Source organism: Acinetobacter sp. 1294243, from assembly GCF_000588015.1.
Classification (GTDB): domain Bacteria; phylum Pseudomonadota; class Gammaproteobacteria; order Pseudomonadales; family Moraxellaceae; genus Acinetobacter; species Acinetobacter pittii.
Window position 1 is genome coordinate 49,205 of record NZ_JFXG01000017.1, and the last position, 17,216, is coordinate 66,420.

The window sequence follows — 17,216 nt, forward strand, 5'->3', positions numbered from 1 at the left end:
TATTTTACGTGAAAACGGCTATGAATGCAGGTTTATGATTTTTGCAGTATTTTGTATGTATAAATATACGCTTGTATTGGCTTGAAGTAAGATGACCTGTAATGAAGGTGTCATATTGCTAAGCCCATGTATAAAAAAGACAAACAGGGAATGATCATTGTTTTGATCGCTTTGACTTTGTTTTTAGCCATTTCAATTGGTTTTAAATTTCAGAGTGCCGTTATTGCTTTATCTATTGCACTTACTGTCATTCTAGTTCAATTACTATCAAATCTACATGAGCGTTTAACTCATTTAGAACAGCAGTTTTCTCGGCAGAAAACGCCACTTTATTCTATTCACATGCAAAGAACAGTGATTTATGCAGCCGCCTTGGTTGCATTAGTTGCTTATATAAATCATTGGATGTGGATTGCTGGTGGGGCTTTACTGGTTTTATTGCTATGTTTGATTCAAACCATTAGTGCATTTCATACTCGACTATTATACCTCGAGTCAGCAAAACAAACTGTTCATGTAAATGAGACCATACAAACAGAAGTTATAAATCCTGTAATAGAACAAGTTAGTGCCAGCAATACGGACACGCTAGTCCCAGCAGAAACGGCACCTTTAAATCAAACAGAACAATCAGCCCATGTACAGACTGCATGGTGGCAACCAGCCGTGGATTGGATGATTCATGGTAATCCAATCTTAAGAGTTGCTGTTGCTGTGCTTATGGTTGGGGTAGTGTTGCTATTACGTTTTGCAAGCGAGCATTGGCAACTTAGTTTAGGTGTGAAACTTGGATTTATTGCGATTGCTGGAGGTGTGTTAACGGCATTTGGGTATACATTGCAAAAGAAAAATCAGCTGTTTGCTGTGGCATTGCAAGGTGTTGGGCTGGCTGTTGTATTCCTGACACTTGTGTTCTCACATCATTTTGGTGTAATTGCCAACCTAACTACAGCGAGTATTCTGTTTACGATTTTATTAGCTATTACTGTATTCCTGAGCTTAAAACAACAAGCTATTTATTTGGCAATATTAGCACTGGGTATGGCTTATGCGGCTCCTTTAGTTATTCCTCAATATCGCCCTGATGTAACCTTCCTATTTAGCTACTACTTAGTAATTAACTTAGCAGTTGCTGCGGTTAATTTTATTCAGCCTTGGAAAATCTTAAATCAAATTGCTTTCTTTGCCACAATGTTTATTGGTGGTAGTGCAATCGCATTTTATGCAGAACCCGCAAAATTTAATACATTAGACTGGATTTTGTGGTGCCATATAGCGCTGTTTATTTGGCTTAGTGTTCGTTATAGCCAAAATATATCTCGGACGTCAGCAAGTGAAAAACAAGAAGGCATTCGTTTACCTCCGCTCTTAGATGTTGGTCTTATTTTTAGTGTGCCAGTACTGGGCTTTACCCTTCATGCTTACTTGGTACATGAGTCTACACAAGCCTTGACGATTGGTGCCGCCGTCTTGGCGGGTACCTATGCGCTATTAACTTTTTGGATTAAAAAAACTCATCCTCAGCTTTCGGTCCTTGCGAAAAGCTTTTTCATTCTCGCGGTTGCGTTTTTTGCCTTAATTTTCCCGCTTGCAAAAGGAGCACATTGGACAGCGATTGGTTGGGTTGCCCAAGGTACGGCTTTAATTGTGTGGGGAGTAACTGAGCGCTACCGTTTAAGCCGATATATTGGTGTGGTTTTAGTTTTACTTAGTTCTATTGCGCTGTTTTATCAGGTGTGGGTAAACGAAGAGTTCCCAACGCTAAGCACAAGCATCTATGCAATTGCTCAATTTATTTCTGCCTTTTATTTATTGCAATACAACAGTAAAGAGCAACGCTATTTTAGCGCAAGTATGTTTAGTGGCATTTTCTTGTGTTTAGGGATGTATGCGGGTGCTGTAGCTGGTGTAGAAATAATGGCATGGCATCATCATGCTTTGAGTCCGTATTTGATGTTCGCCGTAGTTCTAATCGCAATATTTAGCGCAGTTGTTCACTATAAACTTCGTGTGCAATGGCAAAGTTTGCAGTTAATTTTAATTAGCCTGTTACTGTTGTTAGTTTTGGGCGAAGCCTTTGCGAGTCAAGTGTTTACGTTGTTTAAATGGGTAGACTCATTACAACAAACTACTTTCTTAGTCGCTACCATTATTCTAAGTGCCTTATTTATTATGGCTCAACCGCAGTCGGATGAGTCTGGGTACTTAAATGTCTGGGTTGGTTTAAGCTGGTTGGCGTTAGCAGTAGTTGGTTTGGCAATCTTTCCAAAAATGCCAGTTGTTGCTCTGGCTTTTATCCCTGTGGTTTATTCGCTTTGGACGTATAAGGCTCATAAAACTACATTGTTGCATCAAATTCCGGTTTGGTGTTTAAGCTTAATTTGGTTGCTAGTTGTGAGCGTTGATCGCCACTCTGCTGAGTACCTTTATTTTGTTCCTTTATTTAACTTAACTGATTTTCTTTCTATTGTAGTATTTGCAGGTCTGCTCTTTATTATTTATCAACATGCTTTTGATCAAGATAAATCACAAGAGTGGACTTTTAAAATTACAACAATTTTAGCTGGGTTATTGGTATTCAGTAGTGTGGTCGTTAGGGGCTTACATCATTACTGGGGGACACCACTATGGAGCTTAGCAATTTGGACGAATGGTGAAGTGCAGTTAAGTTTGACATTGCTTTGGGTCATTTTGGCATTTGTATTAACTACATTCTAAAGCCGTAAAATGATTCGTCAACTCTGGTTTGTAGGTGCTGCTCTTTTAGGTATTGTGGTATTAAAGTTGATTTTACTTGATCTATCACAAAGTGCGACATTAACTCGAGTCATTTCGTTTATTGGGGCAGGTGGAGTAATGTTAATTATTGCTTATCTTGCGCCATTACCCCCGTCATCTACCGTACAGAAGAATCAAGAGCCTAAGCTTTAGGCTCTCGTTTTAATTCTTTTTGATTGCTATATTGATCGATATCGTCTTCAGCAAAACCAGTAGATGGTCGATCAATCAAGCCCATTTTAGGAACAGGAATTTCAATTCGGTTATCTAAGAATCCATTTCGGATTCGTTCTTGCATTTCATCTCGAACTTTTAAAGAGTTCTCTTGTCTACACCACATTGTGAATAAAAGCTCAATTGATGATTCCCTGAATGCGGTAACCGTAACTGCAGGTTTGGGATCATCCAGTACAAGTGGATAATGGGCTGCTACATTCAGTAAAACCTCACGTACTTTAATAATATCTTCGTGAAAGTTGATTGCGAGCGTAATTGGGATACGTCGTATCGGATATTTAGACAAGTTGTGTACAGGCGCACGAATGAGTTGTTCGTTCGGTAAACGAATATAGACATTGTCGAGTGTAAGTAATTTTACCGAAAGTAAATCAATTGAGATGACTTCGCCTTCAATTGTATTACCACGAATGAGAGTAATTTGGATCGTATCACCGACTTCAAATGAACCTTCACCAATCAAAAATAAACCACTAATCAAGTTACTGGCAGATGTTTGCGATGCAAAACCGAGTGCTACAGTTAAAATCCCTGCTGCACCGAGGAATACACTAAGTTTGAACCCAGCTTCTTTCAAACTCGTCATGATGAAGAGTAAAAAAATAAAATAAAAAATACCACGGCGCCATACAAGGCGTTGGTGAGCATTAAAACGTGAGCCAATGGTTCTAATAAACGTATTCGAAATAATACGAGCAAGAACAAAGCCAATGAAACACAGTACAACAGCGACTAAAATTTCACTAATACGTTCGGTATTGATATTGGTAAATATACTTTTGAGGCTATCAGCGATATCTTTTGGAATATTTGAATCAGCCATATAAACCTCTTAAAAGAATGAATCAAACATATTGAATAATGCTCCACCAGGTGAGCGTGGTGGGTGAACATAGGTCACTTCACCAGCAAGAGGTGGCGTACGATTTTCAATACGAATACGTGCCGGACGATCAGAACCCTCATAATAAACTTTAATTTGAGAAGTCCATAAGCGTCCCGTACTTTCACTATAAAATAGCGGTAGGGCCGTCACTGGCACATTCATGCGATCAAAGCGTAATTGATGATTACTTGTGTTGTGAAAGTCGATTGGAGTAACAGCACGGAAAGCGCGTGGTGTTAATAGATTCAAATCAGTACGGCCATCCACGGAAGTGGCATAACAGATTTCTCCTTGCTGCGCATTAGGACCAAACCACGTATCTTTAGGCTGAATCACAGGAATCTCAAACAAAGGTTCATGCTGACTTTCAACTAAGCCTGCAATCCATAATGGTGTGCTGATATATAGAGTCCCACGTTGACCTGCTGGAATGTAAATAGGATCAACAGGTTTAATGACCACAGAACGATCTGCCAGACGTGGCATCAGTAAAAATTCTGGATTGGTCTTTCGAAACATGTAACGTTCTACTTGAACCGTATGCGGAAAGGCAAAATGTGGATCGGCAATTGGGTGCCAATCTTGTTCATTATCATCTTGGAGAGATGGACGATAATATTCGATGCGCCATTCTTTTATGCCACGTGTTAAACGAAAGAGCATTGAACCGAATTGCCATGCTTTGGACTGGTTAATTTCAAAGTGCTGTTCACCCCACCATTTTAAAGAATTCTGGGGGTGAGGCTGATATTCATTATTTTCAAACAAGACGCAAAATTCCTCTACCGAGTTGTTAAACAGACTTCACGCTGTAATCTGCTTAGAGTACACTCAAAATCATCTTACTCATCATTATAAATTGTGATGCAAATATTGAAACAAATACAAGTTCCATATAGTTTTGCCAAGCGTCATGGTGTTTTATTTCGTTATGACGGTGATCAGGTATTTATTATTAGACGCCAAAACACTGAAAAAATTGCATTACAGGAAGCAAGACGCATCTTGGGTAAGCCAGCTCATTATCAATTATGTACTGAACAAGAATTTAATACGCTCTTAAGTACGAGTTATGCAGGTGATACAGGGGAGTCACAACAAGTTGCAGCTGGTTTAGAAGATCATCCGGACTTATTGAGTTTGGCCGATCAGGTTCCCGAAACAGAAGATTTGATGGACCAAGAAGATGACGCACCTATTGTTCGTCTGATCAATGCACTTCTTTCTGAAGCAATTCGAGTAGGGGCTTCTGATATTCATATTGAAGCTTTTGAAAAGAAACTATCTGTACGATTACGTGTAGATGGACAATTACGTGAGATTGTACAACCACGCCGTGAGTTGGCGCCTTTACTTGTTTCGCGTATTAAAGTTATGGCGAAGCTTGATATTGCTGAAAAACGTGTACCACAAGATGGACGTATTTCTTTACGTCTTGCTGGCCGTGAAGTGGATGTGCGTGTTTCAACTTTGCCATCGTCACATGGTGAAAGGGTCGTTATGCGTTTGCTTGATAAACAAGCGGGCCGACTCAACATGACTCACTTGGGTTTAATGGCTAATGACTATGAGCGTTTAACTCAGTTAGTGCATCGTCCTCACGGTATTATTTTGGTCACAGGGCCTACTGGTTCGGGGAAAACGACCACCTTATACGCAGCTTTGTCTGATCTAAATGACAATACTCGTAATATCTTAACTGCTGAAGATCCAATCGAATATCAACTCGAAGGCATTGGCCAAACCCAAGTGAATACCAAAGTAGATATGACATTTGCTCGTGCTTTAAAAGCAATGTTACGTCAAGATCCTGATGTGGTAATGGTGGGGGAGATCCGTGATCTGGAAACTGCTGAAATTGCGGTTCAAGCATCTTTAACAGGCCATTTGGTTTTATCAACACTACATACCAATACAGCTATTGGTGCAGTTACTCGTCTTAAAGATATGGGGATTGAACCCTTCTTGTTATCAAGCTCTTTAATTGGGGTGATTGCTCAACGTTTGGTTCGTACTTTATGTCCACATTGTATGACATGGCGTGAAGCCGATACTTTTGAGAAACAGGTTTTTCAACATATTAATAATGAACCATTATTGCAGTTACCTGAAGCTAAAGGGTGCGATCATTGTTCACATTTAGGTTTTAATGGGCGTACAGCGATTTATGAAATCGTACCAGTTGATGAACCCATGCGCCGTCTGATTCATGGTAATGCAGCGGAATATGAATTAGAAAATCATGCTCGTGAGTATTCCGGTTCTATTCGTGATGATGGTTTGCGCAAAGTACTGGCGGGGAAAACTACACTCGAAGAAGTGCTTCGTGTAACTAATGAGGCAAGTGAAGCATAATATTTAAGATGTAAAAAATGCCCGATTTGATTCGGGCATTTTTTAAATATAAAAACTTATTCAGTCACAATATTAAACGTCACATCAATATTATTGCGAGTTGCATTTGAATATGGGCAAACAATATGAGCTGCTGCAACTAACTTTTCAGCTTCTTCACGATCCATACCCACTAAGTAAACATTTAAAGTCGCTTCGATGCTAAAACCTGTAGGAATTGGACCAATACCTACTTCACCTTCTACATAAGCGTCTTTGCTAATGTTAAATTTATCGCGGTTTGCAACAAATTTTAAAGCACCTAAAAAGCATGCTGAATAACCAGCTGCGAATAGTTGCTCTGGATTTGTTACAGCACCACCAGCGCCACCCATTTCTTTAGGTACACCAAGTTGTACATCTAATACGCCGTCTGATGAAGTCGCACGGCCATCACGACCACCGGTTGCTTTAGCTTTTGCACGATAAACAACTTTTTCTAATGACATCGTTTTTATTCCTAAAATAAATTGAATACAAATATATCGTACACGACTTAATTATTTTGACAAGTATATTTTTTAAAAAAATTGCTGTTTATTTGACTAAGTTTGTACGGAGTTTAGTAAGTTGATCTTTAAGGCCTAGTAGTGTTGTCATATCACATGAACTTGCTTCTAATACGCCTGATGGAATATGGATTGCTTGATCTTTTAATTTTTTTCCTTCATCACTTAGCGTAATAATCACTTGTCTCTCATCTTGAGTTGAACGGGTACGATGAAGTAAATGCGAGGCTTCTAACTTTTTCAAGATAGGAGTGAGGGTAGATGATTCTAAAAAAAGTTTAGCTCCAATTTCTGAAACAGTCACTTCATCCTGCTCCCATAACACCAACATCACTAAATATTGGGGATAGGTAATGCCCAAAGGTGCTAGAAGTTTTCTGTAGAGTTGATTAAGCGCTAAATTCGTTGAATAAATGAGGAAACATAATTGATTCTCAAGCTTTAAGTTTTGACAGTCTTGGTCCATATCTTCCTCAAAGAAACTAGTATTGCTTTTGTAGTATATCGCGTTCTATTCAGTTTCTTAAATGTTCATAAGAATAGGTTATGAATAAAGTAAATTAAGGGATATAAAAAATGGAATAATTACATCAATTATTCCATAAGATAAAAATATTCTAGATGAAAGTGTTTACCACAAATCTGCAATCTTTTTCATTAAACGCGCACGATACTTCGCAGTAGGATTATTTGCATTGCGTTGCTGCTCTTGTTCATAAAAATCTTGCCATGCAGTAATCATTTCAAGCGTAGTTCCTTGTTTTTTAATTACAGAAACATCTGCTGGCTGAATATTTTCTAAACGTTGTCTTGCACCTTCTGCGCCTGTACCCCAGCCAATAATTCTTTGGCCAAAAGCGGGCAAGGGGATATTTTTAGGGGTTGCTGGAAGAATATCTGAGTTGAGCTGTGCAGCAGGCGAAACAAAATGGTTTGTTGTACCAAACTCTGCATAACAATGAATATTTGCCCCCAAGCAAAAAATGCTAAATAAGTATTTCCACATGAATAATTAAACTTTTAATAATGAATCAATTTACGGTGAGTCATCAGAGGCATTGAAGAGCGGACGAGTTCTTGTGCTGTTAAATCAAAGGGTACAGTGATTAAACCACTCCCTTCATATCCAATCATACTTAAAATTTGGCCACGACTATCTGTTGCCCCAGAGTGTCCCCAGGTTTGTCGTTTTTCACCATGCCAGCCCTGTTGTGCTGCGCCTAAAACATAACATTGGCTATCCATTGCCCGAGCTTGTAGCAAAAGCTGCCAGTGCATTTGTCCAGTTGTATAAGTAAATGCAGCAGGAGCAGTAAGAATATGAGCGCCTTGTTGTCTCAGAGTTAGAGCAAGCTCTGGAAAACGTAAGTCATAACATACCATTAAGCCAATATTGCCAAAAGGGGTAGATGTGACTACTACGTCTGTTCCAGGTTCAAAAAAACGAGACTCTTGATAACCACCGACCGCATCGCCCACTTGTACATCAAATAAATGGATCTTGTCATAACGTGCTTCTGTACGCTCAGGGCTAATACAAAGACTAACCGTCCGGACTCGACCATCTTGAATGGTAGATCCATCTGGACGAAATGGGCATGGTAAGGTACCGGCCACAATCCAGATTTGATATTGATGTGCTAGTTTCTCAAGCCGTTGTTGAATAGACTCAAATTGCTCAGCTGTTTCGCGTTGTTTTCCAGCAGCAAAACATACAAAGTTTTCGGGGAAAACAATCAAGCTAGCATTTTGTGCCTTACTTTGTTGAATCAAAGACTCAATGACTTGAAAATTATTTTCAATATCATCTTGAGAGTTCATTTGAGCAACAGAAATAAGGGTCATATTCTAATCCGGCTTAATGTTTAAAGTCAGGCATTTTGCTTATCTGATACCTGTTCAAGCGTATCTTGTTCTTTCTGTAACTGCTTCACAAGTGGCTCAAACATATTCTGATTGTTTGCATTGAGTTTCATCAATGTCTTATGTGCATCCAGAACTGTTCTTAGCATTGCATTATGAGTGATCTGTTCATCAGTTAACGTTAATGTGCAAACGTTAGGATCGCCACAGTAATTCAAAATGACAAAAACCTGCCCTAGCCCCATACTGTTGGCTAAGGTTGTGATATCTGGATTGGTAGATAGCATCACAGCTTGAATATGATGAGTTTGTTTAAGCTTTAAACCTAGCTTAGCCAGGATGCCTAACACCGTACTATCAATAAATGTTGTTTGGGTTAAATCAACGATTGCACCAACAACATTCTCTTGCTGTTCAATTCTGTTTAAAAGTTTGTCTAGACTTATACAAGAATGGGCTCGCACTTCACCAATAAGTTTGAAAATATGCGTTCCATTTAAACTTGCATATTCAACATGACCTGTTGACATATAAATGCCATTTTCAGAGAAGGATAGAAAAATTATCACATAGTGCCATCGCAGACTCAAGAGTCCTTAAGTCGTATATTATGTAATTAATTGATTCGTAAATTAATTCATTCGACAAAGACTGAAGATGGCAATGTCATCAGCCACATGATCGGGTGCTTGGAATGATTGATTTTGCAAATGATGAACCAATTGTTGGAACTGATCATTTAACCCACCATCAAAAGGTTCAAGTGCTCCATCTGAGCAAACAATGAAACGTGCTTGGTGATTTAATGTACAAACATGCTCTTCAACTTCGAGTTCATCAGTCAAGCCTAATGGGAAGCTACTTGTTGTTAAAATTTTTGGAGCTTGATTAGGTTCAAAAATGATAGGAGGAGGGTAGTGCCCAGCACTTGACCAGCGAAGCGTATGTGTTTCAAGGTTTAAAATACCCACCACAATCGTAATGTGCTTTTCAATATTCTCTTGAACTAACATGCCATTTAATTTTTTTATTAATTGCCTTGGGGTTTTAGAGCGGCCATGGAAAGCTGCCATCCAAGATGTTAATAAACTACTGGTTACACCATGTCCTGAAACATCGGCAAGATAAAATAAAACTTCCTTATCATTTAATTTCCAGTAGTCATACCAATCACCAGAAAGATAAGCTGAAGGCTGAAAGAAAGTTTCGACTTGATAATTTAATAAATCAATTGGATTAGGTAATAGTCTTTTTTGTAGTTCAGCAGCCGAAGGTAAATCGCGGCTATCTTGATTACGTTTGTATTGAGCATCGATTCTTGATAATGCTTTATTTAAATCATGAGGTAGTTGATTCCATACCCAACCTGCAAGAGCACCCGCTTCCCAAGCTTGGGCTAAAGCGCTACCTTCATGTTCAAAAGCAATGACAACCGTTGGTAAATTCCATTTATATGTCAGGAAATCTTGTACATCTGCTATTGCAATGATGGTTGGATCATATAAATCTAAATCATCTATGTTAATGACTTGTAAGCCTGGCAATTTATCCAAAGCTTGCTCTAAATAAGGGATAGAGCGTGTCGGTTTAATAAAATACATAGAAGAGATGGTAGTCCTTTTATATGATCACTTTATTCATCATAGAGTATGTATGATCAAAATCAAGGTATTGCCCAACTCTTAATCCAAGCAATACCTCGATTTCATCTTTTAAGGGTTTTGATTCTCATCAGGTGTATCTTCTGAATCATCATCAATGAAAGATACATCAGCTGAGTCACCCTTTTTCTCTGCAATTTGGAATGCTTTACGTTGGAGATATAAATCTCGAATCATGGCATATTGATCACCTTGTAAGGTCTGATCTAGGTCCAGATATTGAGCGCGTGTATCAACCGCTTGTAACATATTACTTGACCAATAAAGCCCCTCTTGATCATCCATAACATATTTCTGTGGACGTGCTTGGGCGTCTACTGCTAAACCAAAACCATCACGTAAGGTACTTGGACCGAAAAAAGGCAACATCAGGAATGGGCCAGAAGGAACACCATAGTAACCGAGAGTTACACCAAAATTCTCTTCTTCAGTCGGTAAACCTAAACGGCTGGCAGGGTCAGCTAAACCAAGAGTAGTTAACGTATTAATTGTAAAGCGACCTAGGGTTTTTGCCGCACGGTCAGGGCGGCCTTGAATAAGCTGGTTAACAGCATTCCAAGGTTCTCCAAGATTTTTGCGGAACTGACGATAAGAACCACGTACATCTTCTGGAGTCTTTTCTCTATATTGCACAGCAACTGGGCGTAAAAAATTTCGGTCCAACATGTCGTTAAATGAGTAAATTGGACGATTTAATGACTGTAATGGATCTTTTACAGGATCTGGTTGTGCTGCATTCGCATTAATTTTTAAATCTTTAACTTTAATATTTTTTAAATCTTTAATAATTTGTGAGCGCGTATGAGTCGGTGCTGTTTCTTCTAATGAGCTCGCATTAGAAGATTCGCTTATAGTATTTTCTTGAGCATATAAAGAGGTACAAACACCTACAGATAATAAGCTTAGTAAAATTAAATTAGAATAATTCATATAATTCCTTAACCGCCAGCCAGGCTAATACTTAAATGTGCAGTTGGGTGGAGATATGTTTTAATACAAAATTGATAACCTATTATCAATGTAAAATTGATCAAATAATATAGATAAAATGATAAAAAGCTTAAAAAGTATCCAGTTGATGATATTGATTTAAAAAAAGGGTTGCAAAGGGGATGAGATGGTCTATAATGCACATCCATCGGCGGTGATGCAGATAGAAACTTGTTGAAAAACAGTTACTTGAGATTAGATTGGTTGCTTTAAGTGATGAATTTGATGGTAAGTTGGTTTGAGAGATAAGTTTTAAAAATATCGAAATTACCTGTTGACTTTTAAGAGATTAAGAGTAATATAGCCGACCTAGCTTGCTGGTGACGAACCAGGAAGAAGATCATTAAGAGAATTGAAGAACAACTTGTGTGGATTTTTACTGGTTGATTAATCGAAATAATTTTCATTGATTGATTGGTTTAAATTACTCGAAGTTTATTTGAGCGAAATTTAAGTCAGTAATTGATGAGCCAGAATTGGTACCTTGTCTTTAAATAAGGTACAAAATGATTTTAACTGAAGAGTTTGATCATGGCTCAGATTGAACGCTGGCGGCAGGCTTAACACATGCAAGTCGAGCGGAGAGAGGTAGCTTGCTACTGATCTTAGCGGCGGACGGGTGAGTAATGCTTAGGAATCTGCCTATTAGTGGGGGACAACATTTCGAAAGGAATGCTAATACCGCATACGTCCTACGGGAGAAAGCAGGGGATCTTCGGACCTTGCGCTAATAGATGAGCCTAAGTCGGATTAGCTAGTTGGTGGGGTAAAGGCCTACCAAGGCGACGATCTGTAGCGGGTCTGAGAGGATGATCCGCCACACTGGGACTGAGACACGGCCCAGACTCCTACGGGAGGCAGCAGTGGGGAATATTGGACAATGGGCGCAAGCCTGATCCAGCCATGCCGCGTGTGTGAAGAAGGCCTTATGGTTGTAAAGCACTTTAAGCGAGGAGGAGGCTACTTTAGTTAATACCTAGAGATAGTGGACGTTACTCGCAGAATAAGCACCGGCTAACTCTGTGCCAGCAGCCGCGGTAATACAGAGGGTGCAAGCGTTAATCGGATTTACTGGGCGTAAAGCGCGCGTAGGCGGCTAATTAAGTCAAATGTGAAATCCCCGAGCTTAACTTGGGAATTGCATTCGATACTGGTTAGCTAGAGTGTGGGAGAGGATGGTAGAATTCCAGGTGTAGCGGTGAAATGCGTAGAGATCTGGAGGAATACCGATGGCGAAGGCAGCCATCTGGCCTAACACTGACGCTGAGGTGCGAAAGCATGGGGAGCAAACAGGATTAGATACCCTGGTAGTCCATGCCGTAAACGATGTCTACTAGCCGTTGGGGCCTTTGAGGCTTTAGTGGCGCAGCTAACGCGATAAGTAGACCGCCTGGGGAGTACGGTCGCAAGACTAAAACTCAAATGAATTGACGGGGGCCCGCACAAGCGGTGGAGCATGTGGTTTAATTCGATGCAACGCGAAGAACCTTACCTGGCCTTGACATAGTAAGAACTTTCCAGAGATGGATTGGTGCCTTCGGGAACTTACATACAGGTGCTGCATGGCTGTCGTCAGCTCGTGTCGTGAGATGTTGGGTTAAGTCCCGCAACGAGCGCAACCCTTTTCCTTATTTGCCAGCGAGTAATGTCGGGAACTTTAAGGATACTGCCAGTGACAAACTGGAGGAAGGCGGGGACGACGTCAAGTCATCATGGCCCTTACGGCCAGGGCTACACACGTGCTACAATGGTCGGTACAAAGGGTTGCTACCTAGCGATAGGATGCTAATCTCAAAAAGCCGATCGTAGTCCGGATTGGAGTCTGCAACTCGACTCCATGAAGTCGGAATCGCTAGTAATCGCGGATCAGAATGCCGCGGTGAATACGTTCCCGGGCCTTGTACACACCGCCCGTCACACCATGGGAGTTTGTTGCACCAGAAGTAGCTAGCCTAACTGCAAAGAGGGCGGTTACCACGGTGTGGCCGATGACTGGGGTGAAGTCGTAACAAGGTAGCCGTAGGGGAACCTGCGGCTGGATCACCTCCTTAACGAAAGATTGACGATTGGTAAGAATCCACAACAAGTTGTTCTTCATAGATGTATCTGAGGGTCTGTAGCTCAGTTGGTTAGAGCACACGCTTGATAAGCGTGGGGTCACAAGTTCAAGTCTTGTCAGACCCACCATGACTTTGACTGGTTGAAGTTATAGATAAAAGATACATGACTGATGATGTAAGCTGGGGACTTAGCTTAGTTGGTAGAGCGCCTGCTTTGCACGCAGGAGGTCAGGAGTTCGACTCTCCTAGTCTCCACCAGAACTTAAGAGAAGTTCGGATTACAGAAATTAGTAAATAGAGATTTCGGTCTTGGTTTATTAACTTCTGTGATTTAAGTATCACGGTATTAAGCATGACCTGACGAAGGCGTGTTTATTCATTAACAGATTGGCAAAATTGAGTCTGAAATAAATTGTTCACTCAAGAGTTTAGATTAAGCAATTAATCTAGATGAATTGAGAACTAGCAAATTAACTGAATCAAGCGTTTTGGTATATGAATTTAGATTGAAGCTGTACAGTGTTTAAGTACACAAACAACAGATAGTAGCGATGAAGAATCGCACGGACAACACTCACTTGTAGGTGTTGACGACTGTTTGGGGTTGTATAGTCAAGTAATTAAGTGCATGTGGTGGATGCCTTGGCAGTCAGAGGCGATGAAAGACGTGATAGCCTGCGAAAAGCTCCGGGGAGGCGGCAAATATCCTTTGATCCGGAGATTTCTGAATGGGGGAACCCACCTACTTTAAGGTAGGTATTGCAACATGAATACATAGTGTTGCAAGGCGAACGAGGGGAAGTGAAACATCTCAGTACCCTTAGGAAAAGAAATCAATTGAGATTCCCTCAGTAGCGGCGAGCGAACGGGGATCAGCCCATTAAGTTATGTGTGTTTTAGTGGAACGCTCTGGGAAGTGCGAACGTAGAGGGTGATATTCCCGTACACGAAAGGGCACACATAATGATGACGAGTAGGGCGAGGCACGTGAAACCTTGTCTGAATATGGGGGGACCATCCTCCAAGGCTAAATACTCCTGACTGACCGATAGTGAACCAGTACCGTGAGGGAAAGGCGAAAAGAACCCCTGTGAGGGGAGTGAAATAGATCCTGAAACCGCATGCATACAAGCAGTGGGAGCACCTTCGTGGTGTGACTGCGTACCTTTTGTATAATGGGTCAGCGACTTATATTCAGTAGCGAGGTTAACCGTATAGGGGAGCCGTAGAGAAATCGAGTCTTAATAGGGCGTTTAGTTGCTGGGTATAGACCCGAAACCAGGCGATCTATCCATGAGCAGGTTGAAGGTTGGGTAACACTAACTGGAGGACCGAACCCACTGTCGTTGAAAAGCCAGGGGATGACTTGTGGATAGGGGTGAAAGGCTAATCAAGCCTGGTGATAGCTGGTTCTCCCCGAAAGCTATTTAGGTAGCGCCTCGGACGAATACCATAGGGGGTAGAGCACTGTTTCGGCTAGGGGGTCATCCCGACTTACCAAACCGATGCAAACTCCGAATACCTATGAGTACTATCCGGGAGACAGACTGCGGGTGCTAACGTCCGTAGTCAAGAGGAAAACAATCCAGACCGCCAGCTAAGGCCCCAAAATCATAGTTAAGTGGGAAACGATGTGGGAAGGCATAGACAGCTAGGAGGTTGGCTTAGAAGCAGCCACCCTTTAAAGAAAGCGTAATAGCTCACTAGTCGAGTCGGCCTGCGCGGAAGATGTAACGGGGCTAAAACTATGTGCCGAAGCTGCGGATTTGACATTAGTCAAGTGGTAGGGGAGCGTTCTGTAAGCCGATGAAGGTGTATTGAGAAGTATGCTGGAGGTATCAGAAGTGCGAATGCTGACGTGAGTAACGACAAAACGGGTGAAAAACCCGTTCGCCGAAAGACCAAGGGTTCCAGTCCAACGTTAATCGGGGCTGGGTGAGTCGACCCCTAAGGCGAGGCCGAAAGGCGTAGTCGATGGGAAATTGGTTAATATTCCAATACTTCTGTGTAATGCGATGAGAGGACGGAGAAGGTTAAGTCAGCCTGGCGTTGGTTGTCCAGGTGGAAGGATGTAGGTATGTATCTTAGGCAAATCCGGGGTACTCTATACTGAGATCCGATAGCAAGCTGTACTTGTACAGTGAAGTGGCTGATACCATGCTTCCAGGAAAAGTCTCTAAGCTTCAGTTACACAGGAATCGTACCCGAAACCGACACAGGTGGTCAGGTCGAGTAGACCAAGGCGCTTGAGAGAACTCTGCTGAAGGAACTAGGCAAAATGGTACCGTAACTTCGGGAGAAGGTACGCTGTTGTTGGTGATGGAACTTGCTTCCTGAGCTGACGACAGCCGCAGAAACCAGGCCGCTGCAACTGTTTATTAAAAACATAGCACTCTGCAAACACGAAAGTGGACGTATAGGGTGTGATGCCTGCCCGGTGCTGGAAGGTTAATTGATGGGGTTAGCGTAAGCGAAGCTCTTGATCGAAGCCCCAGTAAACGGCGGCCGTAACTATAACGGTCCTAAGGTAGCGAAATTCCTTGTCGGGTAAGTTCCGACCTGCACGAATGGCATAATGATGGCGGCGCTGTCTCCAGCAGAGGCTCAGTGAAATCGAAATCGCTGTGAAGATGCAGTGTACCCGCGGCTAGACGGAAAGACCCCGTGAACCTTTACTGCAGCTTGACACTGAACTTTGACCTTACTTGTGTAGGATAGGTGGGAGGCTTTGAAGTTGGAACGCTAGTTCCAATGGAGCCGTCCTTGAAATACCACCCTGGTAATGTTGAGGTTCTAACTCTGTCCCGTTATCCGGGACGAGGACCGTGTCTGGTGGGTAGTTTGACTGGGGCGGTCTCCTCCTAAAGAGTAACGGAGGAGTACGAAGGTGCGCTCAGCGTGGTCGGAAATCACGCGTAGAGTATAAAGGCAAAAGCGCGCTTAACTGCGAGACCCACAAGTCGAGCAGGTACGAAAGTAGGTCTTAGTGATCCGGTGGTTCTGTATGGAAGGGCCATCGCTCAACGGATAAAAGGTACTCTGGGGATAACAGGCTGATACCGCCCAAGAGTTCATATCGACGGCGGTGTTTGGCACCTCGATGTCGGCTCATCTCATCCTGGGGCTGAAGCAGGTCCCAAGGGTATGGCTGTTCGCCATTTAAAGAGGTACGCGAGCTGGGTTTAGAACGTCGTGAGACAGTTCGGTCCCTATCTACCGTGGGCGCTGGAAATTTGAGAGGATCTGCTCCTAGTACGAGAGGACCAGAGTGGACGAACCTCTGGTGTACCGGTTGTGACGCCAGTCGCATCGCCGGGTAGCTATGTTCGGAAGGGATAACCGCTGAAAGCATCTAAGCGGGAAGCCTACCTCAAGATAAGATTTCCCTAGGAATTTATTCCTCTAAAGAGCCGTTCGAGACTAGGACGTTGATAGGTTGGATGTGGAAGCATAGTGATATGTGAAGCTGACCAATACTAATTGCTCGTGAGGCTTGACTATACAACACCCAAGCAGTTGTATATGAAGCATCAATCGATTCATAAACATGCAAAGCAACTTGATTTAGTTATACTACTAGCTAAAATGAACAACGAAAAATCAGACCAATCAGCCCATCTGTAAAGATTTGGAAAACGCAACGTATCACACAGTGAATAAAACGAAGCAAGTATCCATACCAGTTGTGCTGGCGACCATAGCAAGAGTGAACCACCTGATCCCTTCCCGAACTCAGAAGTGAAACCTCTTAGCGCTGATGGTAGTGTGGGGTTACCCATGTGAGAGTAAGTCATCGCCAGCTCATTATTCTAAACACCCCCGTTCTAACGAATGGGGG

At 41.9% G+C, this 17,216-nt stretch carries 10 protein-coding genes, 2 tRNA genes, 3 rRNA genes and 1 pseudogene; 7 read left to right on the plus strand and 9 right to left on the minus strand.

Annotated elements, in window-relative coordinates:
* Positions 1 to 126 precede the first annotated feature (126 nt).
* A pseudogene (locus J655_RS20460) lies at positions 127 to 2,931 on the plus strand (DUF2339 domain-containing protein).
* On the opposite strand, the gene J655_RS20465 reads toward J655_RS20460, so the two are convergent.
* Both J655_RS20465 and J655_RS20470 read right to left on the minus strand, forming a co-directional pair.
* Positions 2,921 to 3,838, minus strand: a complete 918-nt coding sequence (locus J655_RS20465) for a mechanosensitive ion channel family protein (RefSeq protein WP_005066312.1) — start codon at positions 3,836 to 3,838, stop codon at positions 2,921 to 2,923. The pseudogene J655_RS20460 and the gene J655_RS20465 sit on opposite strands and share 11 nt — an antisense overlap.
* A 9-nt stretch (positions 3,839 to 3,847) precedes the next feature.
* A complete protein-coding gene (locus tag J655_RS20470; RefSeq protein ID WP_005804297.1) occupies positions 3,848 to 4,669 on the minus strand; it encodes a hypothetical protein in 822 nt (273 codons plus the stop codon).
* Positions 4,670 to 4,765: 96 nt separating this feature from the next.
* Between J655_RS20470 and gspE the strand changes: the two genes are divergently transcribed.
* A complete protein-coding gene (gene gspE / locus J655_RS20475) occupies positions 4,766 to 6,256 on the plus strand; it encodes a type II secretion system ATPase GspE (RefSeq protein ID WP_005804298.1) in 1,491 nt (496 codons plus the stop codon).
* Positions 6,257 to 6,312: 56 nt separating this feature from the next.
* Here the strand turns inward: gspE and J655_RS20480 are convergent, their stop codons facing one another.
* From J655_RS20480 to J655_RS20510, 7 genes are all read right to left on the minus strand, one after another.
* The gene (locus tag J655_RS20480; protein ID WP_005066315.1) at positions 6,313 to 6,744 is read right to left on the minus strand and encodes an organic hydroperoxide resistance protein; all 432 of its coding nucleotides are present in this window, start codon (positions 6,742 to 6,744) and stop codon (positions 6,313 to 6,315) included.
* A gap of 88 nt (positions 6,745 to 6,832) precedes the next feature.
* The gene (locus tag J655_RS20485) at positions 6,833 to 7,270 is read right to left on the minus strand and encodes a MarR family winged helix-turn-helix transcriptional regulator (RefSeq protein ID WP_005804299.1); all 438 of its coding nucleotides are present in this window, start codon (positions 7,268 to 7,270) and stop codon (positions 6,833 to 6,835) included.
* A 165-nt stretch (positions 7,271 to 7,435) separates the two neighbouring features.
* A complete protein-coding gene (locus tag J655_RS20490) occupies positions 7,436 to 7,810 on the minus strand; it encodes a DUF4951 domain-containing protein (protein WP_005804300.1) in 375 nt (124 codons plus the stop codon).
* Between the two features lie 14 nt (positions 7,811 to 7,824).
* Positions 7,825 to 8,649 (minus strand): carbon-nitrogen hydrolase family protein, encoded by an 825-nt coding sequence (locus J655_RS20495; protein WP_005066320.1) that lies wholly within the window; start codon positions 8,647 to 8,649, stop codon positions 7,825 to 7,827.
* Between the two features lie 26 nt (positions 8,650 to 8,675).
* Positions 8,676 to 9,197, minus strand: a complete 522-nt coding sequence (gigB, locus tag J655_RS20500) for an anti-anti-sigma factor GigB (protein ID WP_002117273.1) — start codon at positions 9,195 to 9,197, stop codon at positions 8,676 to 8,678.
* Between the two features lie 102 nt (positions 9,198 to 9,299).
* Complete coding sequence (gigA, locus tag J655_RS20505; RefSeq protein ID WP_005804303.1) at positions 9,300 to 10,268, minus strand: RsbU family protein phosphatase GigA; 969 nt, start codon at positions 10,266 to 10,268, stop codon at positions 9,300 to 9,302.
* A gap of 111 nt (positions 10,269 to 10,379) precedes the next feature.
* On the minus strand, positions 10,380 to 11,258 hold the full coding sequence (locus tag J655_RS20510; RefSeq protein WP_032052917.1) for a VacJ family lipoprotein: 879 nt from the start codon (positions 11,256 to 11,258) through the stop codon (positions 10,380 to 10,382).
* Between the two features lie 573 nt (positions 11,259 to 11,831).
* Here J655_RS20510 and J655_RS20515 point away from each other — a divergent pair.
* The 5 genes from J655_RS20515 to rrf all read left to right on the plus strand — a co-directional run bounded on the left by J655_RS20515 (position 11,832) and on the right by rrf (position 17,180).
* A 16S ribosomal RNA gene (locus tag J655_RS20515) occupies positions 11,832 to 13,369 on the plus strand.
* A 59-nt stretch (positions 13,370 to 13,428) separates the two neighbouring features.
* Positions 13,429 to 13,505 (plus strand) — tRNA-Ile (locus tag J655_RS20520).
* A 55-nt stretch (positions 13,506 to 13,560) separates the two neighbouring features.
* Positions 13,561 to 13,636: transfer RNA gene (locus tag J655_RS20525), tRNA-Ala, on the plus strand.
* A gap of 352 nt (positions 13,637 to 13,988) precedes the next feature.
* Positions 13,989 to 16,879 (plus strand): 23S ribosomal RNA (locus J655_RS20530).
* 186 nt (positions 16,880 to 17,065) lie between these two features.
* A 5S ribosomal RNA gene (gene rrf, locus J655_RS20535) occupies positions 17,066 to 17,180 on the plus strand.
* Together the 16S, 23S and 5S rRNA genes with 2 tRNA genes alongside form the textbook arrangement of a ribosomal RNA operon.
* The last annotated feature ends 36 nt before the right edge of the window (positions 17,181 to 17,216 follow it).

Coding starts and splice junctions, on each gene's coding strand:
- J655_RS20495 (WP_005066320.1), bottom strand. CDS start 8,649: ATGACCCTTATTTCTGTTGCTCAAATGAACTCTCAAGATGATATTGAA.
- gigB (WP_002117273.1), bottom strand. CDS start 9,197: ATGTCAACAGGTCATGTTGAATATGCAAGTTTAAATGGAACGCATATT.
- J655_RS20485 (WP_005804299.1), bottom strand. CDS start 7,270: ATGGACCAAGACTGTCAAAACTTAAAGCTTGAGAATCAATTATGTTTC.
- gspE (WP_005804298.1), top strand. CDS start 4,766: ATGCAAATATTGAAACAAATACAAGTTCCATATAGTTTTGCCAAGCGT.
- gigA (WP_005804303.1), bottom strand. CDS start 10,268: ATGTATTTTATTAAACCGACACGCTCTATCCCTTATTTAGAGCAAGCT.
- J655_RS20480 (WP_005066315.1), bottom strand. CDS start 6,744: ATGTCATTAGAAAAAGTTGTTTATCGTGCAAAAGCTAAAGCAACCGGT.
- J655_RS20510 (WP_032052917.1), bottom strand. CDS start 11,258: ATGAATTATTCTAATTTAATTTTACTAAGCTTATTATCTGTAGGTGTT.
- J655_RS20490 (WP_005804300.1), bottom strand. CDS start 7,810: ATGTGGAAATACTTATTTAGCATTTTTTGCTTGGGGGCAAATATTCAT.
- J655_RS20465 (WP_005066312.1), bottom strand. CDS start 3,838: ATGGCTGATTCAAATATTCCAAAAGATATCGCTGATAGCCTCAAAAGT.